This window comes from uncultured Sphingobacterium sp. (assembly GCF_964277905.1).
Classification (GTDB): domain Bacteria; phylum Bacteroidota; class Bacteroidia; order Sphingobacteriales; family Sphingobacteriaceae; genus Sphingobacterium; species Sphingobacterium siyangense.
The window spans coordinates 346,373-372,746 of record NZ_CAXYKD010000007.1 but is presented as its reverse complement, the minus strand read 5'-3'; the positions used below and the strand labels follow the sequence as shown (position 1 = coordinate 372,746).

Sequence of the window (26,374 nt, the reverse complement as noted above, 5' to 3'; positions counted from 1 at the left end):
CTCGACAACCAGCATAAGGTGAAAGTCATGGCAACCACTGGAGGAGTATACAACAATGGAAAAGACATCCGTATCGATTTTGTTGTCGACAACAGCCTTACGAATGGCCTTAGCTATCCAAACGGGCAGACAGTTACCGCATTACCCAACAATTACTATCAGCTTGCTAGCAATCAGATCAATATCCCAAGTGGTAGTCTCACAGGTGGTGTTGAAGTACAGCTGACTGACGCATTTTTTGCCGACCCAAAATCCTTGGAAACCTATTACGTACTTCCTCTAAGGATGACAAAAGTGGTTAACGCCGATTCCATCCTCTCCGGTAAAACTTCGCTACAGACTGCCAATAGGGCTATTGTATCCGATTGGGATGTCGCACCAAAAGATTTTACCTTTTATGCACTCAAATATATCAATCCCTGGCACGGCAATTATCTGCGTCGGGGTACCGACCAAATTGTCGGCAAAGGTGCCAATAACAGCTTGACAAAAAATATCGTCAGACATCAGGCTTATGTAGAAAAAGACGAAGTCAAAAGCGTCACGACAGCAGCGCTAAAGAAATCGATCTTGCCTCTTTCTTTTAAAGGAGCTGATGATGTCAATATCAATGTCAATCTGAACTTAACTTTTGATGACGACAACAATTGTAGCATTAGCTCGGCAAGTGCTGGCATCTCCGCTACAGGAACCGGTAAGTTTGTCAAACGGGGCGAAAAAAACAGCTGGGGCAATGCAGACAGACATGCACTTTATCTTTCCTACACGATCGATATGACACAAATGAGTGTCACCAGCAAGGATACCCTCGTGATGCGGGATAGATCTGTAAAAATGGAAACATTTACACCCATCAAAAAGTAGTATCAATTCTATAACGAACAACGATGAAAAAAATCAACAAAACTATCGTCATCCTACTTTCGCTCGGCACCGCCTGGAGTTCCTGTTCCAAATATCAACCACTGGATTACGCCGTCGATAAACCGGAGAAAGTACTGACGCAGGAAGATATCAATGCTTACAACCCATTAAAAAGTTATCTGGATAAGCAAGGCAACCCCGGATTTAAGCTCGGTGTTGCGCTCAATATGAACGATTATTTTAACAAAGGAGTCCTTTACCGCTTAGCTAACCGAAATTTTGAAGAAATGGTCATGGGCTATGAAATGAAACATGGCTCCATTGTGCAGGCCGACGGAAGTCTCAATCTATCACGGGTCGAACAGCTTATCACAGCCGCACAGGAAAACAACATGGCGCTATATGGCCATACCCTTTGCTGGCACTCGGGACAGAATGCGGCCTATCTCAATAAGTTAATCGCCCCTGTGGTGATACCAGGTTCGGGAGGTCCAGCCCTGGCGGGGCACGCTTTAAAAATGAGTAACCCCTCTGTTGTCAACGCCTGGGAAGCACAGACCGCCTATGATATCAACCCGACGGAAGTGGGTAAAGAATATGTATTGAAGATTGTCGCACGAGGCAATAAAGCGGGCAACATTGGCATCGATCTGCAGACCACCGCCAATTACACCGGCGACAACATGGGCTCATTAGCATTAACGACAAGCTACAAAGAATACGAACTTAAAGTAACTGCAACTGCCGCGCGTAACCGTTTTATTATCAATTTTGGCCAATACGATGGTACCATCTTCATCGACAAGGTTGTGCTTACAAAAACTGGCAGTTCAACAAGCCTCATTGCCAACAGTGATTTTGAAAACAATATTGACGGTTGGTTCGGTTGGGGAAATAATTCATCCAGAGCGCAGTCCGCCAATGGTGAAGGATATGGCAGCCCGGGAGGTAGCACGATTGAGAAAACACCTGCCGAGAAAGACGCCATACTCACAAAAACTCTTGAGACGTTTATTGCTGGTATGCTCGAAAAAACCAAAGGTTATATCAAAGCCTGGGATGTGGTCAACGAGCCCATGTCCGACTGGCCCGATCAATATGCCTTGAAGACAGGAGTTGGAAAAACCGACCTGGCTGATGATGAGTTCTACTGGCAGGATTACTTAGGTAAAGATTATGCCGTGAAAGCTTTCCAATTTGCCCGCAAATATGGCAATGCCAATGACCTACTTTTCATCAATGACTATGGTTTGGAAGGCAGTGGCAATAAATGTAAAGGACTCATCGCCTATCTCAGCTACATCGAAAGCAAAGGCGCCAAGGTGGATGGGATCGGTACCCAGATGCACATCGACATCAACACAAGCAAAGACAATATCGTCAGTATGTTTAACCTATTGGCCGCCACCGGCAAGCTGATCAAAGTGTCTGAGCTCGATATTGGTTTGGGAAATGGCATAAAGACTAACAATGCAACGACTGAAATGTATCAGCAGCAGGCCGACATGTACAAATTTGTCGTTGAAAAATATCTTGAGATCATTCCCAAGGATAAGCAATATGGTATTACCATATGGAGCCCACTGGACAGTCCGGACCAAGAGAATTCATTCTGGCGACGTGGGGAACCCATCGGTTTATGGACCGAAGGATTTGTTCGAAAGCCAGCCTATCAGGCGGTTGCTGAGGCATTGTCAGCTAAAAAATAAGATCATTAATCACCCTTTAAATATGTAAATTATGAGAACAAACAACATGTGGTTATTGCTGATCTTTTTATTAGCTATTTTTTCCAGCTGCTCGCGGCTGGAAGAAAAAACCTTGACCAGCGAATCCGAAAGAAGTCTTAAATCCAATGTTTCCGCACAAGCCGTTACAGGTTGGCCACGAACGACACCAACCTTACATGTAGGCGGGAAGTACCTCAAAGATCCCTGCGACAACAATATTGTCCTGCATGGAGTGGCCATTACACCCAGCCCTTGGTTCAATGGCTGCCAGTATGGTGCCAACTCCGGTTACTGCACCTGGGATAATTACAATGTTCAGGGTGCGCTCAATTACAATAAAGCAGTCATTGACAAACTCAGCAGCGCAGCCGACGGTTGGTATCTCAATTATATCCGTCTGCACATCGATCCGTATTGGACCAATGATCCAGGCGCTCCTATTCCTGAAGACGACATCTCAAGATTTAACTATAATCGCCTGGTTACCTATACTGATCAGGTCATTATTCCACTAATCAACCATGCCCGCAGCCGGGGCATGTATGTAATCTTGCGTCCTCCTGGTGTATGTCCACACCGTATCGCAGTCAATGATGCCTATCATACCTATCTTAAGACCGTATGGACTTTCCTATCGCAGCACCCATCACTAAAGAATGCAGACAATGTGATGTTTGAATTGGCTAACGAACCCGTTGAGATTCTGGGAACAAATGGCAACTGGGGGACGACCGGCAACGAGCATTTTGCTGCGTTGAAAAATTTCTTTCAGCCCTTGGTCAATATCATCCGTAATAACGGTGCCAACAATGTATGCTGGATACCAGGAACTGGCTGGCAGTCCCATTATCAAGGCTATGTCAATAATCCGATTACGGGTGGCAACATTGGCTATGCAGTACATATCTACCCCGGGTATTGGGGTGGTGTCAATACCTATCAAGCTTTTCAAAATGCCTGGAATACCAATGTTAAACCTATTGCAGACATTGCTCCCATTGCCATTACAGAGACAGACTGGGCTCCACAGGGATATGGCACATTTGGTACTGGATCAACCGGTACCGCTGGCGGAAACGGTTTTGGTGCAAATTTAAAATATATTGTGGATCAATCCGGCAATGTAAGCTGGAACCTTCTCGCTCCCGACGATCTGCTCCACAAAGGGGATCCCAACGCCGGGACAGCTTTTAACAATGATTGGGAAGCCTGTGCTGCTCCCGCTAAACAGTGGTTTCAGCAGTATGCTGCCTCCAATTACCCCATGTCTAACTGTACGGTCACTAGTCTGGTCAATAATGGCATTTACGAAATCGAATTCCAGACCGATGCCAACAAGGTACTTGATTTAAAATCAGGTGAAGATGCCAACGGTGCAGTGCTCAGACCGTGGACCAGAAATGGCGCAAATGCACAGCGCTGGGTCGCTATAGATGCCGGTAGCGGATACTGGCGCTTTGTTTCAAAAGCAAGTGCAAGCAATCGCTGCATTGATCTGACGAGTAATAGCAATGCGCTTGGAACTGCCATCCGGCTTTGGCAGAACTATAGCAATGATGCTCAGGCCTGGAAGGTAACTGCTGTAGCCAATGGCTATTACAAAATTACCTCAAAGGTAGATGCCACACGCGGTTGGGATGTACCCAACTGTACCATGGACGGCAATTCCAATCTTCAGCTTTGGGATTACTATGGTACCTCCTGTCAATTATTTAAGTTCAAATTTATTGCCATGAACTAAACACTATCTTTTCGCGGTAAGCCATACTTACCGCGAAATAGGTTAATTTTAAAAACATAAAAAGCTTCACGATGCGACAAACACGTTTTAAAATGCTGCTACTGATCTTCTTGGTATGTTGTTTTACCGGAACAACAGCTTTTGCCCAAGACAAGAACTTCCATATTTACCTTTGTTTAGGACAATCCAATATGGAGGGACATGGACAATTCGAACCTCAGGACACCATCACCAACAGCCGGTTTCATGTGCTGGCGGCAGTAGATTGCCCCGAATTGGGACGGCAGTACGGCAAGTGGTATCCTGCCCGGGCACCACTCACGCGTTGCCACACAGGCCTTACACCTGCAGATTATTTTGGCAGAACGCTTGTAGAAAAGCTTCCCAAAAATATCGAGATCGGAGTCATCAACGTTTCGGTAGGTGGTTGCCACATTCAATTATTTGATCAAGATAGCACGTCAAGCTATGTCGCAAAGGCACCAGAATGGATGAAATCCATGCTTGCAGCTTATGACAATAATCCTTATGAAAGGCTTGTCGTCCTGGCCAAGAAGGCACAGCAAAAAGGTATTATCAAAGGTATTTTACTTCACCAGGGGGAATCCAATACCGGCGATCGCGAATGGCCCAATAAAGTAAAAAAAGTCTATGAAAACCTCTTGCACGATTTGCACCTGAACGCCGACGATGTACCCCTACTTGCTGGTGAACTCCTATCGGCCGAAGCAGGGGGTAAATGCGCAAGCATGAACAGTATCATCCAAACATTGCCCGCTACTATCCCGACTGCCCATATCATTTCTTCTGCGGGTTGCCAGGGTATCGGCGATGGACTACACTTCAGTCCTGCCGGATACCGGCAGCTGGGTAAAAATTATGCGGCAAGCATGCTTAAATTGCTGACGAAAATAAAAAAATAAAAAAAGCTAGGGAGTCAATCCCTAGCTTTGAATGACAAGCAGCTAGCCGCCCGAATCATTAAACCGTTCTTTTCTTATAATTTCCTTCGTTATCTTTAAAAGAGATAACAAAACGCTCGATCATTAATTTCCAAAAATTTTGGCCAACTCCTGGTGTAACAGTTCACCTTTTATATTGATAGCGACAATGTTTCCCTTAGGATCCACTAAATAATTTTGTGGTACCGCACGTACGCCATACAATACCGCAGCCTCATTGCTCCAGCCTTTTAGATCTGCGACATGGATCCATGGCAAACCATCGTCTTTGATGGCTTTTAACCACGCATTTTTTCCTTTGGTATCATCTAGCGACACTGCAAGGACCTCCAATCCTTTACTTTTGTATTTGTTATAGGCCTTTAATAAGTTGGGGTTTTCAGCACGGCAAGGACTACACCAGCTTGCCCAAAAGTCGATAAGCACATACTGGCCTTTAAAATCGGATACTTTGATCATTTTCCCTTCCGTATCCGGCTGGGAAAAATCGGGTGCCTTATTGCCGATTTTTACACTTCTCTCCGCTAGAAAACGCGCTTCCAACTGTCGCGCATTGGTCATTTGACGCACTTCTTTGGACAGCTTCAAAAACAAAGGTTCGATCTCACTGAGCTTTCGTTTGTTGGCCGCATCAATAAGGGCGTCCACCGCAAATATTGAATTGGGATTTTTGGCAGCAAATGCAAGCTCTTTTACCCGGCGGGCCTCAAAACGCGCCTCAAACTTTTCATGAATAGCCTTATACTGCTCGCTGGCATCGGGAGCATCTTGCTTTACGGCCGCAAAGGCCTTATTCCCCGCATCAATGATATCCATGAAACCACCACCAATTTCATTTAAATAAGCGACATAGGCGTTATGCAACGGCGACCCTTTTATGGCAGCAGTACGCAATGAATCCTTGATGGTCATATTGTAAGTTTCATTGCCTAAATAGAAGTATAAACGGTCGCCAATATTCTGTGCGACTAATTTCCCCTTACTGTCTTGATCAAATACCATCCTGGAGTAAGACGGCTCCTCTACTGTTCCTTTGAAACTAAATCTGCCGTCCACGATAGCCGATGAATCCGATGCCGGGAATCCATCTCTTATATAATCCAGATACACTTTCTTGCCATTGAAAGCTTTTGGTGCACTTCCCTTGATCTGGAAGCTAGCTTGCTGCGCAAAGGATGTCATAGGCAAAAATGCCAGTGCTAAGGCAACTATTTTTAAATTTTTCATATTTTTTTGTTTGGTTCAATTTTTATATTATTCCTTTTAGTTACGCCAGGTCATATCCACAGGATTTCCGGGAAGACCCTCAATTGTTTTGAGCAACTCGCCATTTTTCCCAACACGGATATCCATATAATACAGCGCTCCTTCTGCCCCAGCAATCAGGGTATTCTCATCGTCCTCTAATTTGAGCATGCTTATATCCGATTTGATGGTTGTTTTCAATAGATCGACTTGCTGATTGAGCGGGTTGTAGCGAAATACCTGATTTTTGTAGGCCACATAAATATACCCATTTCGGGTCGCCACCAACTTTGTTTCCGCATTGATCCATTCTTGTTTTATAAAGATCTTCTTATGTATTGCGGTGATCATAAATGGTCCATTAAAATTTGCATTGAACTTCAATTCATAAATATGACCACTCCCGTCCTTCGTATAAGCATAGGTATCCGTATTATTGATCTGCACCATTTTGATCAGATCCATGCCTACCTGTGTTGGATCAAAAATTTCAGTATTGACGGGACTATACTGGGTACCAAAATACATAGGGCTGCCGTAAATATTGATTCGGACAAACTGCTTTTTATTTTTTTCGAAAGCGATTACGCTATAATTATTGTCTACTGTTGTCAATACTACTTCTGGTGCTAACGCGTAGTCCCCATCCGCATAAGTTCCAAACATGCCGTAGGTGTTCGATTGATCCCAGGTGTTTGTAGTTCCCCCATAAAATTTGTCATTGATCACCCCCATCATTACCCCTTGAGGATGGGCGAACAAACTTCCCACAGCAATCGTTGACGGTGCCAAAAAAAAGTTATCGTGCAGGGTACCGGGTTTTACCGCCTCCTTAACAAGATTGTTTACATCTAGCCGCACGCCGGCCTGTTTTGATATAATCCAGTAACCCAAGGGGGTATTTCCCGTAAACTGGTTTTTTAAGTAATGGATATGCATAGGATCCACCGGTAATGGTTCGCCGTTGATCGCCTCATAAATATTGGGCTGTACAGTATTATCGGGCTTTATAAACGAGAGTGTACTAACCCCGTTTTCGACAGATAACACAAGTGACCCACGCGAAAAAGCTGTCGTTCCCTGGATCTTAAAATTATAGAAATATTTCATCCCATTGCCCGTATTGGTCACCGTAAGGCGCGCCGTATATCTTTTGGCCTGAAGGCCGAAAACGATACGCAGCGCGGGACCTTCGTAGTGGTTAGCTTCGGGCACGAGTGCCTCTGGCACATCGATTCGCCAGTTACATTTCACTGAAGCCGCATCGATGCCGGTAATTTTTGGGATTATAATAAGGCTGTCCCCCACCGATGCTTCATACAAAGTATCTAACCCTGTGATCTGCGGCCCATCAGGCATATCGATGGCATAATTTCCCTTGTCCTTATAACAGCTTTCGAAAGCCAATAGGGTTAAAGACACAATAGCAAAAAATAGTATTGCTCTTAATCTGTTTAAATTTCTTTTCATCTATCTGACTTCCTTTCCTGATTCATCTATAAAATAATACTTACCCGAAGCGCTATTTTTCCTTAATAAGATGCTTCGGTTTGGATTGTCCACATGATAGAATTGGTAGGTCTGTCCATTATCGTTGCTGCTCAGCACGTAATTTTTTTCTGGATGATCCTTGACCCATTTAAATGGATCGTTGAGCATCATGAGCAAGAGATTTGCAAAGTAGAGATTTTTGGGTGCATCGAGCCCGACCGTAGAAAGCGAACGTTGTTCGGTGACAATTAGGAAGAGCTGATGTTTTACCCGCGAATAATTATCAAGCCACATGGTCCACCAGGCAGGCTGTTCCAATTGGGCCGAAATAATAATTCGCGCCCGTATCAGTGTTGGGTTTTCAACCCCAAAGTCATCACTAGCCTTAAGTTTTACGAGCAGTGATACAGATTGACTTTCAAGCGCGCTTATATTATGCACAACGATAGGCATAAAGGCCCGACCGGCATTACTTTCCAATGGATATTCTGATTTCAACGGATCATAGTGCAGGTCTGCACGCGCCGTTGATGAATCTTTTTCCACGAAAGCCTCAAAATGCCGAGTGTACTGGTCACGGTATCCCATTACTTTGACAGGAACAAAAATGGTATCCTGCGCCTTGGTCATATCGTAGGCAAAAGTATATACAATGCTATCCCGATCAGCGTCGCTCAAATCAAAATAAACATTTGCCGACCTGTCGTAGGTCGCTAAAACTGCCTTTTTGCAAGAACACAACATCAGCAGTGGTAGTAGCAATAGCAGAAGTAATAAAGTATCTTTTTTCATTTTGGTTACGATTTACCGTTGTCCATAGATAATTTCATCATCCGGCAACGGCCATACATAAATTTGTTGACTGGCCGGAATTGTAGTGCCTTGCTGTCCGACAATTGGTTCATTGAGCCGTTTATACGCAAAAAACAATTGTCCTTCGGCAAACATTTCTTTCCGATATTCTTTCAGTAGTTCGGTTCGGAGTTTGGCGTTTGTCGAAATATCCACTTTCTGACCAATGCCTCGATGTTCACGGACCTCGTCAAGCCATGCTGCAGCCTGAGCGGGTGCTGTTTCGTAGCTACATTCGGCGGCGATATAGTAGATTTCACTCAAGCGGATCGCCGGAGCTACCAAATAATGAAGATTGGCGGCAAAACTGTCACCCAACGTATTCCGGCGATATTTGTGAATAGATGATATAAAGGAATTTCCAACGCTTACTGTTCCAAACCATTGTGTATAGCGCATGTCACCGCCACCGGCTCCTGCAACCTCGTAAATGGTTTTTGCCTCATCCTGATCCAAATAGATCGCGCTGTTGTTGTCCTGAAACCAGTCATTGTTATAGGTGTTGTTCATAGCCGGGATATACCAGGCAAACAACAGTTCTTTATAGAAAATCCGATCCTTTTTATCCGCATCGACAGCAAGGAAATCAGTGGCATTGGTCCATGGAAATTTTTTGGCATCAATCACTTCACGTGCGTTCAGCAATGCCTTTACTTTGTCTCCGCTGTAGAGATAGGTGCGTGCCAGCAGTCCACACACGGCATAATAGTTAAGCCGGTGCCTTCTATTCTGTAAAAAGAGGCTCTTGTCCTGTAGCTCCGAATTTTTCAACGTGTCACCGACAGTGGGATAACCAACCACATAGGATTTCAGGCGGATGGGGTCAACTTTCAGCAATTCTTTGGCTTCTTCCAGATCTCGGATTACCGAATCCAATAGTTGGGACACTGTGGACAATTTGGTAGACTTATTGGAATAGGTCGTTACATATGGAATGGCTTCAATTTTGTTATTTACAACCGGAGCCGGACCAAATAGGCGCAAGGCATCAAAATGCAGATATGCTCTCAAAGCCAGCGACTCACCTTTGATCAATTGATAATTGCTTCCCGTAAACAATTGTTTTTTACGGTCGATTTCCTCCAGTATCAGATTGGTATTAACAATACCATTGTATAGACCTTTCCAGATATTGTCCTTTCGGCCAATAAAATTACCGTCATTAAATTTAAACAACTTTGTCTGCTGGTAACGCAACGGATCATTGCTTGATAATGCATAGTTCTGGACCAATACCTCCGGTGTTCCAATGGTTAGCTCCTTACCATAGAGATCGTCTTTTGCACAACGCGTATATACCCCAATCAGGGCTTCCTTGAAACCATCTTCGGTGGAGAAGAGAACTGATTTGTCAATTTCGCTTTCTGGTTGTATATCGAGCCACTTGGAGCAAGAAAGCATACTCAGGGCTGTGAACAGTATTAAAACTATAGTTAAATTCTTCATCTGTACATATTTTTTCCATCCTTCGGATGGGATTTACCATCTTTTATAATCCTGCCTGTAGGGTAAAAGTCACACTTCGGGCAAATGGATACGTAATTCCACGTTCCACTTTCACCGAAGACCAACGAAAGATATCATTTGCAACAAGGCCGACACGCAGGCTTGACAGCGCCAATTTTTTCGACAGCGCTTTCCCTGCATCATAAGAAAGATTAAGAGACTGTAGGGCAAATAAGTTGTCCGGCATAATAAAACGCGAGGACACTCTTGTCTGTCCCAAATCCTGAATACTTTTGTAAAACGTAACATCGCCAGGATTTTTCCATTTTTCCTCCAGAACCCTGCTATCCACATTGTAGCGTGGATCGGCATTTTCGACACGGTCTACCAAGGTTTGGTTATAGGTTTTACCTCCTATCCGCGTTTGGAAATAAGCGACCATCATAAATTGCTTATAGCGAAGTGTCCCTCCGAAAAATCCTTCCATTGTTGGTGTAGCTACCCCAACGACATCAATATCCCTTGCATCCCAGTCATACGACAACGTCCCGTCTTTTTTAATAAAAACTTCCTTTCCATTCTCGGGATCTATACCTAAAGAAGGAACGGCATAGATAGCGTCGAGGGATTGCCCTTCTTTATAACGAAGCAAAGGAACAGCCATTAAATCAGTTCCCTGCTGAGCTTCGTCGACACGTTCGTTGTAGCTCTTCAATGCGTTTGAAATACGGACGATTTTATTTCTGTTCCGCACCAAATTCGCCAATAGACTCAGAGTCCATTTTTCGTTTTTAAGGGCAATCCAATTGGCATTGAGCTCAAATCCTTTATTTTCAAGGTCCCCCAGGTTTTCTTTATAAGCGCTAAATCCGGTAGAAGGTGCCAGGTTAATATCAGCCAAGATATCACGGGTTATTTTATGGTAGTAGCGTGGCGAAAGGGTCAGACGATCGTGCCAAAGGCCTAGATCAAGACCAACATCGGTACTTTGGGTCTTTTGCCAGGTCAGGTTTTCATTGCCATAGTTACGCACGATACTTCCCAGCCCCGATGAGTACCAATTGCTTTTATCGTAACTATAGGTTGTCCGCGACATGTAAGGATCGAACTGCACAGATCCCGTCAGCCCCAGTGTTGCACGCAGCCGAAGCTGGCTGACAAGATCGTTGGCGAACCATTTCTCCTTGTGCATATTCCAGCCGATACCAGTCGACCAAAATGGTGCGGTGCGCTTATTTGCCCCAAATTTTGAGGATCCATCGATTCGGACCGTTGCATCCATCAGATAGCGGTTATCATAGGAATAGTTAGCACTTAAAAAAGCACCAAACAACCTGGAGGCACCCAAACTGCTCGACGGACTTGCATTCTCAGCATATCCCTTGGCAAATCCTACACTTGTAAACCGATCATTCGGAAATCCGATCGCTTGAAATGAACGCTCGTCATAGCTTTCTGTCCGTATATTGGTTCCCCCCACCACATTGAAGCTATGTTTATCAATCGTACGCATCCAATTGAGACGTATGTTTGCATCCCAGTACAATTCATTGTTTGTATAACTGGTATAACTACCCTTTTCGTCTGTTTGTGCCGTAGGATAGAAATAAAAGTCATTGGCTAAGGGCGAGCGGAAATTATCATCGGTATTCAAACGTTTCAACAAACTTACCTGTCCCCGGAGACGCAGCCCATTACTCAGGTCAAAATCCCCCGAAAAATTGTTCAGCAGTTCGGTATAGCCCAATTTATTGAAGCTATTCAATGTCGCATTATAGAGTGGATTCAAGACGTATTCCCGTTGTGCACTACCTGAGTTTGCAACCCTTGTCCATACATCGGCCTCCTGTATAATATTGCCCTGATCATCTGTCATGCGGTAGTAAGGATTCATTCTTACATAATCCCCAAAATTTCCATAGGGCGATTCACGCCCGTCTACCACGGTTACGGCAAGCTCATTCTGAAATCTAAATTTATCCTTTAGGTTATAACTAAAGTTTAGCCCGCCCGAATATTGATTTCTTCCCGATCCCTTCATCACACCGGGTCTGGTCTGATAACGCATGTCTACGCCATAGCGGAAACTTTCCGACCCACCTTCTAGATAGAGACCATGCTTTTGTCCGACCGCGGTCCGTACTGGCTGTGACAGCCAATAGGTGTCAACACCGCCAAGCACATTTGCTAGTTTCTGATAATACAGCTCATCCAATGCATCCTGTGGTTGGCGCTGAATTGTTGCATCATACAGCCCAGCCAGTTTTTCATAGGCCAATTTATCAGCAGCATGCAATACATCGTATCCTGTCAAATCCGGCATATTTATATTGCTCTCATGCGTATAAGTCAATTGCAATTTCCCGTCCCTGGGCATCTTAGTCGTTATTACCATCACACCATTGGCCGCTCTCGAGCCATATATGGCTGTAGCAGCAGCGTCTTTCAAGATCGTGACACTTTCAATACGGGTCATATCCAGATCGAGAACCTTCTGTACACTCACTTCGAAACCGTTTAATATAAAAGCCGGCATATTGATAGTTGTAGTGATATTATCCCTTCGCAGCACTTCGTTCCCGCCAGTAGGCAAAGATGAAGATCCGCGCACATTGATATTCGGCAAGGCATTGGGATTGGATCCAGCAAGATTATTGTCGAGCAATTTAAACGATGGATCGAATACCTGCATGGCTTGGAGGACGTTTTGCGGATTTACCTGTCGCAGCTCGTCGCCACTTTTCGTAATCGCCGTTCCTGTGTAGGAATCTTTTTTTAGCACTTGGTACCCCGTTACAACGACCTGCTCAAGAGCATTCGCTTCCTCTTCCATCACTACACTGTACTCATCCTTGTTTTCGGCCAAAGCGAGCGTGAAGTTTTTATAGCCAACCCTACTGAATGTAAGCGGTTGCATAGTACCGACAAAAGAAAAATGCCCATCTTTATCGACCACTGCGATGGTATTGCCCACCTGTGAAATATTCACGTCGGAAAGCGGCTTTCGGTCTTTCCCAAGGACTTGTCCACGAATCTGCTTCTGGGATGGTTTTTCTACCTGGGGGAGGCTTTTGGGCTCGGATTTCCGTGAACTGGCTTTCCTTTCGAGAAAAATTGTCTTTGATTCAATCGTGTAGCCGATTTCCTGCTGACTTAAAATTTTATCAAGAAATAATTTAAGGGGCATTTTGTCCGCTTTAATTGAAATTGACTTTGCCGATTCCAATATCTTTTTGGCTCCGAGCACCTCATAGTTCGTCTGAAGTTTGACCGCCTGCAGCACATCCATCAGTGGAACATTGTGCCCGGCATAGGTAACGGTTTGCGCATTTACCTTATGGCCCAGCTGGAGTAAGACAGCAAAAACGAGCCATAAAAGGGGTTTGGTCGCTTGTGAAAAACAACTTAATTTCATTAATTCTAGTTAGTTTAGTTAGGTTAGATTGTAGGATCCACTGATTAGATGAAAGGATCCACTGTCCAATTTGTTAATTCATATCGTTTGGTGAAGTATAATTTTTCGTTCTTTATTGCCCTCCTTTCTGTGCTTTAGGATCATTTTTTTCAATAATGAGTTTCCCATTTTCCGTCAAATGATACGACAGATCCTGGTCTTTTAATATTTTAAGGATAGTTGATAACTTGCTCGTTCTGAATGTTCCACCGAAAAAGGAAACATCAGGCACATCGCCCTTATACACGACATCTATGGCATACCATTGGGACAGTTCATCCATCACTTGTCGAAGTGATTTTCCGTCAAAATTAAATTTGCCATATACCCAAGCCATTTCTTGTTGTACGTTTACCGGATGTTTGGTCAACTCTGTACCTGTGTTGACAGACTGATCGCCGGGCAATAAGGTTACTTTTTGACTTCCGAGCAGCGTCGTAACCATTACTTTACCTTCTAACAAAGTGGTCTTTGTAGGTACCGATGTCTGATAGGCATTGATATTGAAGTGCGTTCCAAGTACTTGTACTTGCTGGTTTTTGGTATGAACTATAAAAGGCTGATCCTTCTTTTTTGCAACTTCAAAATAAGCCTCTCCACGGAGCGTTACCTCGCGTTTATCTTTAGCGAATACTGTCGGATAAGAAAGTGTCGTCCCGGCATTTAGTTTAACCAGGGTTCCATCGGGCAGAGTGACTTCGTAGATACCACCCCGTGGGGTTTCGATTCTGGCAGACACCGCAGCATTGATCGGTGCAACTTCATGTCCGTCTTCATAGCGTATGCCGCCGCCATCGATAACAACTTGTTTTTCGCCTTTATTCAAAGCATATTGCCTACCGTCCGAGAGTGTGATAACAGCCTGATGGGAAGCTGGAAGCCGATCATTTACAACCTCCCGCTGCGTTTCAACCAGCCGGTTGCTATCCTTATTCCAGTACCAAACCACAGAAAGAGCCAGCAGCACAATGGCGGCAGCAACGTAAGGCAATAGACGTTTCAGGAGCCCAGGTCCTTTCTTTGAAGTATGGAAGGAAATTTTAGCTTTTAATGACTCAAAATTACGTCGCGTTTCAAAATCCTGTAGACGCGTATAAGCATCACGCTGCAGCTTCTCATCAAGACAACGTTGATAGATCTGTTTGTTCCGTTCGGATTCCTGTAGCCAACTCTCCAAAAAAAATCGATCTTCGCCTGTTAGCGTTCCCTGCATTTTTTGGAGAATGAGTGCACTGATACGGATGAGTTTTTCTTCTTCTTTAGGATCCATTTTGAGCTATTTCATCTATAGATACCACACCGATTGAAAAAAGTACCAAAAACAATTAAAAAAAAAATTAAATTTTCCCAAAAAGAACGATTAATGACAATAGGTAATTAAAGGAATCTCGTCTCAAATGCTGCCGCAGCAGACCCAGGGCACGTAATTTTTGGTTTTTTACCGTCTGAATATTAATCTGCAGTAGATCAGCAATCTCCTGATTACTGTTGCCTTCGAGGTAGCTCAGCTGTATTATTTCCCGTGCTTTGGGTGGAAGTTGTTGAATGGCATCGTAGAGTTCGGCCATTGTTTCGGCATAGACAAGCTCATGCAAATGGGATTTTTGATCCTGTTCCTGCTGCTCCACATAGCTATCGACCCTATTTATCCTTCGCTGCCGGGCAGTCTGCTTATTGAGTCCTACATGGCGGGTGGCCTGATAGAGTGCCGCTTTCAGATGGGATAAACTTTCAAAACTTCGTTTGCTCTGCCATAACCGTATAAATCCCTCCTCGGCAATGTCTTCCGCTTCTTTGCTTTCCTCTACAAAGCTCGATGCATATAAACAAATACGACTGAAATAACGGTTATATACATAAGCGCAAGCGCGTTCCTCCCCATTTAGGAAATCTTCAAGCAGCTCTTTCTCGCTCGTATACTTCATGGGTAGATTCGTTTAGCTAGCGGTTAATCTTTTCGTGGATAAAGATAACTAAAAAGAATGGATACTTCCTATGATTGGCCTATCCCTAAATTCTTCCTACTATTTTTTCACAATTTTCGCTCCTATACCATAAATTTTTCGGCAAAGCGTCGTAAAAATAACGAAAACTCAATAATATATTCAGAACTAATCACTTACCCTTGTTTCTTTAATCACAATTAAGCTACCTTTGAACGGTGATGTTGAAAAACCAAACCTAATCCGATAAATCAACCTATTTGCAATATGATACCTCGTTCCAAAAAATTCGCTATAAGCACATTTCTCCAATATCTTATTAAGACAATATTATACTTAATTACCTGCTCCACCTACTGCTTTGCGCAGACGGGGCGGTCAGCAGTTCATGAGATACCGAGATCTGTCATTGAACGGGTTCAGACGGCTTCCATAAAGATGTTTGGCATTGACAGTTTGAGCGGACAGCAAAACAGTGCTCCCTTTAGTGGAGTAATTGTCCATTCGGACGGAACAATTCTTACTGTGGCACATGCAACAAGGCCCGGCAATTTCTATCGAGTTATCTTTGCCGATGGCAAGCAAGGAGTTGCCAAGGCTCTCGGAAGGCTGGTTGTCGATCAACAAAGTAACTTGCCCGATATTGCGATGATGAAAATGCAAGGCCAGGGCCCCTGGCCTTTTGCTGAAATGGGCTGGTCGTCATCCATCGCCGAAAAGCAACTCTGCTTTGGGCTATCGTATCCAGAAACATTACCTTTCAACATTCCTTTTCTACGGACGGGACGCATTCTAAAGAAATTGGATAACTTTGGGTTTATTCAAAGCAGCAGCATAATGGAACCCGGTGATTCCGGAGGTCCATTATTTGATGCCCTGGGCCGTGTAATCGGTCTTCACAGCCGTATAGATGGTGCTGAAGGCATCAATTTTGAGGTTCCTATAAACAGTTACCGGAGTTATTGGCAGTCGCTGACCAATCCAGTTGCTATCAGCAGTTATCCTGTATCAACCGATTCAATCGGTAAAGATCCTCAGCAAAAAAAACTAATTCAATTGGGGATCAAAAAACCTGCGAAACATCCGAAAACAAATTTTCAGCCCATCCAGATCAGCAGTACATTAGATGGCGACAGCATACTGCTATTAGGTACAGCATTTAATTTGGGAAACAATAAACAGGTCATCTTATCCAAAAGTAGTCTTATTGGCGAAGCACCAATCGTCAAAATAGGTAACAGGATTCATGTATTAAGAATTCTGCTCAGAGACGAAAAAAGCGACTTGGTAGCACTCATTAGTGATCATCAATTTCCGTCAGTCGATGTATCGAAGGTAGCCCGGCAAAGTATTTCTGATTCTTTTGTTGGTTTAAACCTGTGGTCGCTTCTTGGAGCCGATCAGCGTAAATTCGGTGTACTGGGCATGTCATCCCAAACCTTCCCACGTTTACCTGTTCCCGGAACTTTCGATGCACAAATGCAGGAAATAGAAGGCCTTCCGACCTTAACCAAAGTAGATAGCACGGGTGCCGCAGCCCGCGCTGGACTTCGTGTCGGCGACCGTATGCTTACACTAAATAATCGCGACGTGTCAAGCGCCATTAAAATAAATGCGGCCATGCAGCAATTTTCTGCCGGCGATACGCTGCAGGTTCAATACCGACGTGGAGCCGCAGATCTATACACAAATGTAATTCTTTCTAATTGGTCCGTCAGGGAAAATCCTCACCCTGCAAACAATATTCCAAAAGGAAAATCAGTTCGCAGGGATAATTTTTTGCGTGTATTTCTTCATGACTCACGCATTCATGCCGACGAATGTGGAAGTCCGGTAGTCGATAGCAAAGGTAACTTTATCGGGCTCAATATAGCCCGATTTAGTCATACAGCTTGCCTGGCGATCCCAAGAGATACCATCCTAGCCTTTTTATCCACAGTCGAACACATGCTCTAGCACAAGAAAAGATAAAGTCATTAGGAAATTTTTAGTACCGTTGCGATACTGTTTTGAACAAAACTATCGGGTATGGTGACCACTAGATCATTATCGAGTTGTTGAAACGCTATACGATCGTTAGTTCCGAGTAACTGTACCTGACCAACTTTTCTCGAATTGGGGGCTAAACGACCCAATGACTTTATTCGGAGCTGCTTTTTGGTCAACGTTCCCATTATAAAAGCGTACATGACATTTCCTTTTGTCGTGAAGCGCACATCATCGCTGGTAAAAGCTTTTCCCTTCCCTTCATTAAAGCCCTGCACATGCAGTGAAGGAGCTTCCTCCTGTGCAGGCCCCTCACCAAAAATATGCCATGGTCTTGTTCCTATGATTGCTTCACTGTGAACTGCCATCCAGCCTCCTATTCCCGTTACGACCTCCCTTGCACGGTCGTCGATGGAACCGTCACCGCGTAATGGTACACTTAACAATAAGTTGCCGTTTTTACTGACGACATCAATCAGCATATGAATTACGGTTTTAGCCGATTTATAGTGATTATTTTCATAAATCCGGCGATCATAGTGCCAAGAACCGATACAGGTACAGGTCTGCCAGGGCTGCGGTTCAATGGTGTTGCTCTGTCCACGTTCAATATCCCATACCAGGCATTTTCGTTGTTGTTCATTCAGGATTTTCCCATTGATTACCACATCAACCTTTCCTTTATTTGCCTGCACGCTTTTATTATAAAAATCGGCTGCGATCTCCAGGCCAACATTGCTTATTGGATAAAGTGGCAGCACCGTATCGTCAAAATAAACGATATCGGGTTTGTAATTGTTGATCAATTCCAGGGTCCGGGCCTTAAAGTTTTCGCAATAGGCCTTTGTTGGCACACTTACCCCTGAATTTACATCCCAATGCCATTGCCGATGAACGGTGTTATCATCCTTACTATCCAAACTAAGCGCATGATCCTGTGCATAAAGCTCCTGCGGATCGTATGCTGCCCACCATTTTCCTGCGCCATCCTTTTTCGTTAGTTTCCCATCATAGGGTATACCGGCAAACTTACCTTCTTTATCACTCCGTTGTGCCGTTTCATACCAGGTCCAGGCATGTGCCGCGTGTACGCTGACACCAAATTTCAGCCCTCTTTTTTTTGCAGCGCTTTCCCAACCCTTTATAATATCTTTCCTGGGGCCAACATTTACACTATTCCATTTATGGTGGCTGCTGCGATAAAGGTCCAGATTATCATGATGATTGGCCAAAGCCATAAAATACTGGGCTCCGGCATTTTGATACAGTTCCATTAACTCTTCCGGATTCCAATTTTCGGCTTTCCACTGATGGATAACATCTTTAAAACCAAACACCGAAGGGTGTCCATATTTTTCGACGTGATAATTATACTGATCGGATCCCTCCTGATACATACTCCGCGCATACCAATCGCCGCGCTCGGGCTGACACTGCGGGCCCCAGTGCGCCCAGATACCAAATTTGGCATCCCTGAACCACTCAGGCACCTGATAATTTTCTAGTGAACGCCAGTCGGGATGAAAAGGAGCTTGCCCCAAATGAGCTTGGGAAAGGCTAAATTTACTCAGGAAAAGGGTCGGAATAGTGGCACCGAGACATTTAATTGCTGTTCTTCTATCCATTGTAATCTGAACTTTGGTCGGAATGCTTTGAGCCCAAAGTACTGGACAAAATCATTCGGTTTATAATTTGTTATTTTCGCTACTATCAAAAGTAACTGTATAGCCCTAGGAAAGAAACTACATAATCGATCAATACTAGTACAATATCGACACAGGATTCTTTTTGTTCAGTGGAACAAAAAAAAGGTGCCCTAAAAAGGACACCCCACCTAAAACTAACTATGAATACATAAAAACATCTATTTTCCCAGATCAATTGTTCATGTCGTTCCCTTTCAAATTTTTGTTATTGTCCAGTTCGGCCTGTGGGAAGGGGTAATACATGGCTTTTGCCGACCAGCCCGCTTTCTTTAAAGGCTCAAGCCAGGTAGGGTCAGCCATGCCCCAGCGCAAAAGGTCAAAATACCGCTGATATTCTCCCAAAAATTCGACAAATCGTTCATGCACGATAATACTTTTTATAGTATTCAACGCAACACCGTTTTTTACCAAACCTTTTGCAATCAGTCCATCTACGTCGGGAATTGTCCCGTTGGATTTTTGATACCAGAGATGCGGTTGCTCATCGGGGACGATATTATTGGCACGTTTACGCACAAGATTGATGTATTGCTTTGCTCCAGCGATATCGCCACGTTCGTTAAGGCACTCCGCATAAAGAAGCAGGACATCACTATATCGGAAAATCCGGTCGTTGTTGCCGTTATCAAAATCCGCTATCTGGACATCGGGGCAGTATTTTCTCGTACCATAGAGATCCTTATTCGTCGCCAGATTTTTCATCCAGTCTGTATAGGTGCTCACCTTACCGTCCAGCTGCGTAAACTTTGCACCATTCTCGCACCAAAGCGTCATATATTTCCGGGGATCTCCTTCTTCAAATTCATCATGTGCCATTTTATTGGGCGCCAAGTTCCACCAGGCACCACCGGTACCATCGAACATGCCGATCTCCTGCCATCGCCACGAACTCGATATATCGTCCCCAAGCCAGCCAGGCCCATTATACAGCTGTATCTCAAATACAGATTCCTGGTTATTCTCCTTCGACTCCAAAAAATTGTCCCTATAGGAAGACATCAATTGATACTCCTTGCTATCAATAACGCTTTTCAACTGGATCTCGGCATTTGCAAAATCTGCAGCCTGTCCCTTCGCCAAGATAGGTTTATACAGGTAGGTTTTAGCCAAGTAAGCCTGTGCTGCACCTTTGGTTGCCCGACCGATCATTTTACTGTCGGCATAGAGTGCGGCCCGCGTTGGCAACAATTCCGATGCCCTCTTAAAGTCATCTACGATTAGGGCATATACGGCCCCCGCCTGTGCATTGCCGGGATAGTAATCTTCGTTGGTCTCGACAGGTTTATTGATCAGCGGAATGGTTTCGCCAAACAACATGCTCAGGTGCAAATAGTTCAGTGCTCTCAAAAAATACGCTTCCCCCAATAACCGATTCTTTCTATTTTGATCTATTTCGCCTTCAAACTTCTGAATCCGATCGATGGCTAAATTAGCCGCAAACACCCCGTTCCAAAAATCTCTCCAGGTCTGAGCTGCCATCCCATCGCTCGCAGGGGTATTGTACGTGTCCTGATACATGGGTTCCCATTTAAAAGTATGGTTGTAATCGTCCCCGGGTGCCAAGAGCTCGAAATACAAACTACGGGCATATCCACCCTGTGTGCGGCCGATTAACGCTTGGTAGGCCGGTATGACCGAATTTTCCAATTGATCTGCTGTTTTATAATAGGTATCTGTCGACAATTCCTGCGGATTGGAGAGATCCAGATTTGGTTTGCAGCTTGAAAACTGTATCAGCAATGCAGCAGCTGCGAGTTTTATATATTTTCTATTCATGATATCAATAAGGGATTAGAATGTAAATTGAATACCCATAAAATACTCTCTTGAATTTGGAAAACTCAACCCCCAAGGCGTTTGCCCATCGATACCACGGCTTAGATTGGAGCGTGTATCGCCCGAGCCCACTTCAGGATCATAACCTGAATACTTGGTAAAGGTCAGTAGGTTTTTTGCGCCTACGTAAAACCGCAGTCGGTCGATCTTCCAACGTTCAAGTCTAGGACTTGAAAAACTGTAACCAATGTTGACGACTTTGAGCCGCAAATAAGAACCATCCTCCACAAACCTGTTGGATGCCCTTAAATTTTGATTCGGGTCGCCGAGTACTGCACGTGGAATATTGGTATCTGTATTTTTGGGATAGATGGTCGTTTCACCGGATATGGGATTTTTGAAGACAAGCTCCTCCGCACGATAACGATCCAGCGTCGATGCAAAATTATTGTAGTAATGGTACATTCCCTCGCCCCAATAGCGGCTATTGTTGTAGATGTCGTTTCCTTTACTTCCCTGCCACATCATCGACAGATCAAATGTGCCAATCGAACTGTTGTAGTTTACATCAGCATTGAAGCCGTAACTAAAATCAGGTATTGGGCTTCCCAAAAAATCCTTATCCTGATCATTTAAGACCTTGTCGCCATTTCGGTCATTGAAGCGTATATCGCCCAATGCTGCGTGGGGTGCAAAAGCTTTATCGGCATCCAATTGTGCCTGACTGGTATATAAACCGTTGGTGGTGTAGCCCCAAAATTCCCCTACCGAACGACCAACTGCTGTTCTTGTGACGTTTTCACCCCCAGGAGAGATACTTCCCCATAAAATTTCATTATTGTTGCCTAGACTCAGCACGCGGTTTTTCACAAAAGAAATATTGGCGCCGATACGATAGCCAAAATTACCGACCTGATCTTTGTAGGAAGCCAGGATATCCCAGCCCCGATTCCGTATGCTACCGGCATTCAGCACGGGAAAGTTGTTACCATAGCCTGCGGTAAACGAAATGGGTACATTGATCAGCATGTCCTCGGTCTTTTTATTATAGTAATCAACTGTCAAAGCCAATTTATGATCAAAAAGCTCCAGATCGAGACCAAGATCAGTTGAATACTGACTTTCCCATTTTACATTCGGATTCGAGGGAGTCTGTGGCAGGGCCCCCGTGACCATCACATTGTTCAGGTAATACCAGACATGGTCGAAACTAACTGTCCGTTGATACTGATATTGTGCAATATCCGAATTACCCAGAAGCCCGTAACTAGCTCGGAGCTTCAATTCGCTGATTGCAGGAAACGCTTTCATAAAGGATTCCTGGCTGATCCGCCAGCCTGCAGATACCGAAGGGAAATTTCCATAGCGGTATTGATTACTAAAGTTGGCCGATCCATCCCGCCGCATGTTAAAGGTCAACAGGTAACGATTGTCATAATTATAGTTGATACGCCCCAGCATGGAATACATGGCCGACTGTCCCACACCTGACCCCACAAGACGGGAACTCGCCAGGGATGCCGAATTAAGGATCAAAACATCCGGACTCGGCAAACCACGGGCCCCAGCATTGACAGCATTATAACGGGATTCTTCTGAAGTGATTCCCGCCAAAGCCGAAATCGCATGCTTACCAAAGTTATTTTCATAAGTCAGCGTGTTTTCAAATAACCAGCGGTTATTCTGACTGCTGGAAATATTGAGTTCATCCGGATTATGGTTCTGATATTGTCCGACAGCGTAGTTACCTATATACCCCTCATTCCTCACCCGGCTAAGGTCGATCCCCATATTAAATTTGTAAACCAGGCCTTTTATAATCTCATAAGTAGCCCAGGCATTGCCGTTTACCGAAAAGTTGTCATTGACGTTTTTATTGAGGTATGCATTTGCCAATGCACTCTGAACATCCGTTCCATTGCCAGCTCCGGCAAAACCAGTGCTGCTGTTGGCATCGTAGAGCGGTAATGTCGAGGACCACTTTTGCGCATCGATGATATTTTTGTCGCTCCAGTTGCGGCGGGTGTAACCTAAGGAAAGGGTTTCGCCTATCTTGAGTTTTCCTTTGGTAAAATCAGAGATAAATTGGGCGCCATAATACTTATTTTTATCTTGAATAATAATGGATTTGTCTGTCGCATAGATACCGCTAAGCCGAAAATTGGCGTTTTGAGATCCGCCGGAAACCGAGAGATTATGCCGTTGATAATTGCCCGTCTGCAGCAATTCGTCCATCATATTATACCCCTGCCCGATGTCGGAGGGTTTAGACAGCGCGGCCAGATAATCTTTGCGCGAGGGATCTTTATCGTACATTTCCTCATTAATCAATTCGGCCAGTTGCTGCCCGTTGAGCAGAGGTATATTATGGGAAATATTTTTGATGCCGGCAAAAGTATTGTAATCGAGTTTCACATCGCCGGCTTTGCCCCGTTTTGTCGTGACCAAAATGACTCCGTTAGCCCCGCGGGCGCCATAAATAGCACTTGATGCAGCATCTTTTAAAACCTGAATGCTGGCAATATTATTTTCGTCGGGCATAGCACCGCCGATCATCCCATCCACGACATAGAGCGGGTCGGTTCCGTTAATGGATCCAACGCCACGGATACGGATAGCGCCATTGGTTACCTGTACGCCCGGTACAGCACTCTGCAGTGTAGCGATTGTACCTCCCGGTACTTTTACAAGGTCTTTGGTGTCAACAACAGCGATGGAAGAGGTCAGATCGACCTTCTTCTGTTTACCATAGCCTACCACCACAACTTCATCCACGGCAATTTCTGCGGCAACAAGTGGAATACTGATTTCCGAAGAATTACCGATTACATATTCTGCCTGATTATAACCCACATTGGATACAATAAGGACTTCTCCCGGATTGAGTTTGAGTACAAATTCGCCTTTCTCGTTTGTTGAAGTACTGAGGGTTTTATCCTTCACTTTGATCGATGCCCCAATAATTGGTTTTCCTTGATCACTGATGATCTTTCCATGAATCACTTTTTCCTGAGCAGACAGTCGTCCAATGCCCATTAACATGGAAGCCATTAACAACCATTTCACTTTCCTATTCCTTTCTTTGGGAAAACAAAAGAAAGAAGACACATAATTTCTGTTCATAATCTTTATTTGAGATAAATGTCTTTTTGCCCCTTGAGGCGAGTACTTGGTTATTTATTTATACAAATTGGTTATTTATTACTTATATGCTAACTGTATCTGCTCACCGCTATGTGCTATCTAGTCACATAATAAGCTCGCTTTAACAGGTGGCATCCCTTAAAAATTCACTATTGCATTTACTGGATCATTTATTTAAAATGAACTGGCTTTTCGCCAATTGGTTACAAAGCAAAGCTATTGCTTTCAACAAAATCGTTTTGCAACGAATATTTAAAAGAAGGGTAAAAATGTTTAAAAGCTATTATCGAAGACCGTTGCCATTACTTTTGGATATCGATCCAGAACCTATCTTGAGATAAAAACAGGAAACCTACTGGAGATATCATTTTGAGAGATCTATAGAAATGCGGTGATCAAGTCGCCAAGCGAAAACAGTTTAACAAAAAAAAGCAACATTAATTTATAATCTTTTGAAGAAATATTAAAAATATTTCACATCTTTGAATTGACTTATGCAATCGATTGAATTGGCCATTTAACACATATTTTGAATAGTTTATCCGACCTATTTTTTAAAGAAAAAACCAAACTTAATGGAATATTTTTCGCTATTGAAACACCATTCCGATGAAATCATCAAATTCATCGCTAATTGCGGTATATTTTCCTTACTCCTCAAAAATGGTAAGGTGATCCATTTTATACCGGACGACCCGGATCATTTTACCGAATGGCTCCATAGGAAAGGCATCAAAAATATTAAAAAATCACAATCTGTCACTATTGAGGAAGAGATTCCCGTATAAACGAATAACGGAATAATCGTATTCCTAGATAAAAAGAATTTGCTTAACGGCCGAAAATAGTACAATATTAACCAATTGAACTCTTACTCTCATTCCAGTGTATGGATGACCAGTATTAAACTTCGCATATCCTGCTGAATAGAACGTATAGTCGCCTGCAATTCATTGTGCATATTGGCTAGATCATGTAGTTCCTCGGCCGCAAAAGTTCCACCATTCTTAAAATAAAGCTGCTGCAGGGGACTATCCGGTTCATCGTCCAAACCATATTGCAGCCAGCGCTGCCGCATTGTTTCTATCAGTGACGAGTTCTCAGCGTTGCTAAATTTTTTCTCGGACAAAATCCCCCAAACTGAGCTTGGGTAGATCTGCGCCTTATTATTTTGATACCAAATACTTTCAAGCATATTACGTTGCAGCTGCATCTTGACCTTTTTGCCTTTTGGGTTCAGTGTCATAAATCCCAATACCGCGGTACCGACCCCGCCAGCGATGCTCAACCCATTGTTGAGGCCATCATTTTTGACCGTGGTTGCTGTAACCGCTGTCACCGCTCCCAGAAGTATGGAAGCCACCGTCAAACGCGTCTGCGTTTTCGCATTCAGTTCGTCTATATATCCTGCAAGCTTGTCGATACGCTCACCGTTACAGTCCAACTCTGCTGCAATGGCATTCAGTTCTGTCTCAAACAGCATGTACCTTTCAGTCATCTTTTGCCTTGCCGCCAATTTCAGCGTAGCATTATTCGCAGTCCCCAAATACTGTATAATGGGTTCTCCCAGATTGAGGTATTTGATCAGTACAAAATCATGGTAAGAAAAAATTTTCCTTATCTGAATACTGTCCGAGGCAGCGATTTCCTGTATTGGAATTGATGTATAGGCCACATTTGGCGCACAGTAGTTTGTTGTCAACGTATGTACCTGAACATTGTTTATCAAGGTCGAACAGGCTGTCAACAGTAATATGGACAAAAAGAGAAAGGATCTGATCGTTAGAAGAATTATTTTCATTACCTGAGGTTATGCCTTATTTTTTACAACAATAACCTTTTCAGAATGTTTTTGCCATCCCTTATTTACTTTTTAAGAAAACAAAAAGAAGGCCCTATATTTTTTTGAAAACCCGCACAACAGGTCGATCACTCCATATTTTTTTAATATATTTAAAATGAAAACAGGACCCCATTGTATACAAATACAATGCGGGTGCAAAATATACGAGCCTAGCAACATCAAAAGACCAT

At 43.8% G+C, this 26,374-nt stretch carries 17 protein-coding genes; 6 read left to right on the top strand and 11 right to left on the bottom strand.

The annotated features are described in order from the left end of the window. From ACHWSC_RS06135 to ACHWSC_RS06120, 4 genes are all read left to right on the top strand, one after another. On the top strand, positions 1-864 hold an 864-nt coding region (locus ACHWSC_RS06135; RefSeq protein WP_394676188.1), incomplete at its 5' end, for a DUF5627 domain-containing protein. Between the two features lie 23 nt (positions 865-887). Beyond that, positions 888-2,573 carry an endo-1,4-beta-xylanase gene (locus tag ACHWSC_RS06130; protein WP_394676187.1) on the top strand — a complete coding sequence of 562 codons (1,686 nt, stop codon included), beginning with the start codon at positions 888-890 and terminating at the stop codon, positions 2,571-2,573. 31 nt (positions 2,574-2,604) lie between these two features. Further along, positions 2,605-4,335 (top strand): RICIN domain-containing protein, encoded by a 1,731-nt coding sequence (locus ACHWSC_RS06125; protein WP_394676186.1) that lies wholly within the window; start codon positions 2,605-2,607, stop codon positions 4,333-4,335. A 71-nt stretch (positions 4,336-4,406) separates the two neighbouring features. Next, positions 4,407-5,258: a sialate O-acetylesterase gene (locus ACHWSC_RS06120; protein ID WP_394676185.1), complete on the top strand. Its 852-nt coding sequence runs from the start codon at positions 4,407-4,409 to the stop codon at positions 5,256-5,258. A gap of 123 nt (positions 5,259-5,381) precedes the next feature. Here the strand turns inward: ACHWSC_RS06120 and ACHWSC_RS06115 are convergent, their stop codons facing one another. The 7 genes from ACHWSC_RS06115 to ACHWSC_RS06085 form a co-directional block, all read right to left on the bottom strand. Beyond that, positions 5,382-6,524, bottom strand: coding sequence for a TlpA disulfide reductase family protein (locus ACHWSC_RS06115; protein WP_317665018.1), 1,143 nt, complete (start codon positions 6,522-6,524; stop codon positions 5,382-5,384). A gap of 36 nt (positions 6,525-6,560) precedes the next feature. Further along, positions 6,561-8,012, bottom strand: coding sequence for a PKD-like family lipoprotein (locus tag ACHWSC_RS06110; protein ID WP_394676184.1), 1,452 nt, complete (start codon positions 8,010-8,012; stop codon positions 6,561-6,563). Then, on the bottom strand, positions 8,013-8,825 hold the full coding sequence (locus tag ACHWSC_RS06105) for a DUF4843 domain-containing protein (protein ID WP_394676183.1): 813 nt from the start codon (positions 8,823-8,825) through the stop codon (positions 8,013-8,015). A 12-nt stretch (positions 8,826-8,837) separates the two neighbouring features. Continuing rightward, the gene (locus ACHWSC_RS06100) at positions 8,838-10,331 is read right to left on the bottom strand and encodes a RagB/SusD family nutrient uptake outer membrane protein (protein ID WP_394676182.1); all 1,494 of its coding nucleotides are present in this window, start codon (positions 10,329-10,331) and stop codon (positions 8,838-8,840) included. Between the two features lie 43 nt (positions 10,332-10,374). Beyond that, positions 10,375-13,746 (bottom strand): SusC/RagA family TonB-linked outer membrane protein, encoded by a 3,372-nt coding sequence (locus tag ACHWSC_RS06095; protein ID WP_394676181.1) that lies wholly within the window; start codon positions 13,744-13,746, stop codon positions 10,375-10,377. 112 nt (positions 13,747-13,858) lie between these two features. After that, a complete protein-coding gene (locus ACHWSC_RS06090; RefSeq protein ID WP_394676180.1) occupies positions 13,859-15,055 on the bottom strand; it encodes a FecR family protein in 1,197 nt (398 codons plus the stop codon). A gap of 67 nt (positions 15,056-15,122) precedes the next feature. After that, positions 15,123-15,710 (bottom strand): RNA polymerase sigma factor, encoded by a 588-nt coding sequence (locus tag ACHWSC_RS06085; protein ID WP_120332415.1) that lies wholly within the window; start codon positions 15,708-15,710, stop codon positions 15,123-15,125. A 456-nt stretch (positions 15,711-16,166) separates the two neighbouring features. Between ACHWSC_RS06085 and ACHWSC_RS06080 the strand changes: the two genes are divergently transcribed. Further along, positions 16,167-17,684, top strand: a complete 1,518-nt coding sequence (locus tag ACHWSC_RS06080) for a trypsin-like peptidase domain-containing protein (protein ID WP_394676179.1) — start codon at positions 16,167-16,169, stop codon at positions 17,682-17,684. Between the two features lie 20 nt (positions 17,685-17,704). On the opposite strand, the gene ACHWSC_RS06075 is transcribed toward ACHWSC_RS06080, so the two are convergent. The 3 genes from ACHWSC_RS06075 to ACHWSC_RS06065 all read right to left on the bottom strand — a co-directional run bounded on the left by ACHWSC_RS06075 (position 17,705) and on the right by ACHWSC_RS06065 (position 24,319). Further along, entirely contained in the window at positions 17,705-19,339 is a 1,635-nt protein-coding gene (locus tag ACHWSC_RS06075; RefSeq protein ID WP_394676178.1) for an alpha-L-fucosidase, read from the bottom strand. Between the two features lie 252 nt (positions 19,340-19,591). Continuing rightward, the gene (locus tag ACHWSC_RS06070) at positions 19,592-21,196 is read right to left on the bottom strand and encodes a RagB/SusD family nutrient uptake outer membrane protein (protein WP_394676177.1); all 1,605 of its coding nucleotides are present in this window, start codon (positions 21,194-21,196) and stop codon (positions 19,592-19,594) included. Between the two features lie 15 nt (positions 21,197-21,211). Continuing rightward, complete coding sequence (locus ACHWSC_RS06065; RefSeq protein ID WP_394676176.1) at positions 21,212-24,319, bottom strand: SusC/RagA family TonB-linked outer membrane protein; 3,108 nt, start codon at positions 24,317-24,319, stop codon at positions 21,212-21,214. Between the two features lie 596 nt (positions 24,320-24,915). Between ACHWSC_RS06065 and ACHWSC_RS06060 the strand changes: the two genes are divergently transcribed. Beyond that, on the top strand, positions 24,916-25,128 hold the full coding sequence (locus ACHWSC_RS06060; protein ID WP_075993573.1) for a hypothetical protein: 213 nt from the start codon (positions 24,916-24,918) through the stop codon (positions 25,126-25,128). 89 nt (positions 25,129-25,217) lie between these two features. Here the strand turns inward: ACHWSC_RS06060 and ACHWSC_RS06055 are convergent, their stop codons facing one another. Continuing rightward, positions 25,218-26,141, bottom strand: coding sequence for a hypothetical protein (locus ACHWSC_RS06055; RefSeq protein WP_394676175.1), 924 nt, complete (start codon positions 26,139-26,141; stop codon positions 25,218-25,220). Positions 26,142-26,374: the final 233 nt, after the last annotated feature.

Coding starts and splice junctions, on each gene's coding strand:
- ACHWSC_RS06130 (WP_394676187.1), top strand. CDS start 888: ATGAAAAAAATCAACAAAACTATCGTCATCCTACTTTCGCTCGGCACC.
- ACHWSC_RS06125 (WP_394676186.1), top strand. CDS start 2,605: ATGAGAACAAACAACATGTGGTTATTGCTGATCTTTTTATTAGCTATT.
- ACHWSC_RS06120 (WP_394676185.1), top strand. CDS start 4,407: ATGCGACAAACACGTTTTAAAATGCTGCTACTGATCTTCTTGGTATGT.
- ACHWSC_RS06115 (WP_317665018.1), bottom strand. CDS start 6,524: ATGAAAAATTTAAAAATAGTTGCCTTAGCACTGGCATTTTTGCCTATG.
- ACHWSC_RS06110 (WP_394676184.1), bottom strand. CDS start 8,012: ATGAAAAGAAATTTAAACAGATTAAGAGCAATACTATTTTTTGCTATT.
- ACHWSC_RS06105 (WP_394676183.1), bottom strand. CDS start 8,825: ATGAAAAAAGATACTTTATTACTTCTGCTATTGCTACTACCACTGCTG.
- ACHWSC_RS06100 (WP_394676182.1), bottom strand. CDS start 10,331: ATGAAGAATTTAACTATAGTTTTAATACTGTTCACAGCCCTGAGTATG.
- ACHWSC_RS06095 (WP_394676181.1), bottom strand. CDS start 13,746: ATGAAATTAAGTTGTTTTTCACAAGCGACCAAACCCCTTTTATGGCTC.
- ACHWSC_RS06090 (WP_394676180.1), bottom strand. CDS start 15,055: ATGGATCCTAAAGAAGAAGAAAAACTCATCCGTATCAGTGCACTCATT.
- ACHWSC_RS06085 (WP_120332415.1), bottom strand. CDS start 15,710: ATGAAGTATACGAGCGAGAAAGAGCTGCTTGAAGATTTCCTAAATGGG.
- ACHWSC_RS06080 (WP_394676179.1), top strand. CDS start 16,167: ATGTTTGGCATTGACAGTTTGAGCGGACAGCAAAACAGTGCTCCCTTT.
- ACHWSC_RS06075 (WP_394676178.1), bottom strand. CDS start 19,339: ATGGATAGAAGAACAGCAATTAAATGTCTCGGTGCCACTATTCCGACC.
- ACHWSC_RS06070 (WP_394676177.1), bottom strand. CDS start 21,196: ATGAATAGAAAATATATAAAACTCGCAGCTGCTGCATTGCTGATACAG.
- ACHWSC_RS06065 (WP_394676176.1), bottom strand. CDS start 24,319: ATGAACAGAAATTATGTGTCTTCTTTCTTTTGTTTTCCCAAAGAAAGG.
- ACHWSC_RS06060 (WP_075993573.1), top strand. CDS start 24,916: ATGGAATATTTTTCGCTATTGAAACACCATTCCGATGAAATCATCAAA.
- ACHWSC_RS06055 (WP_394676175.1), bottom strand. CDS start 26,141: ATGAAAATAATTCTTCTAACGATCAGATCCTTTCTCTTTTTGTCCATA.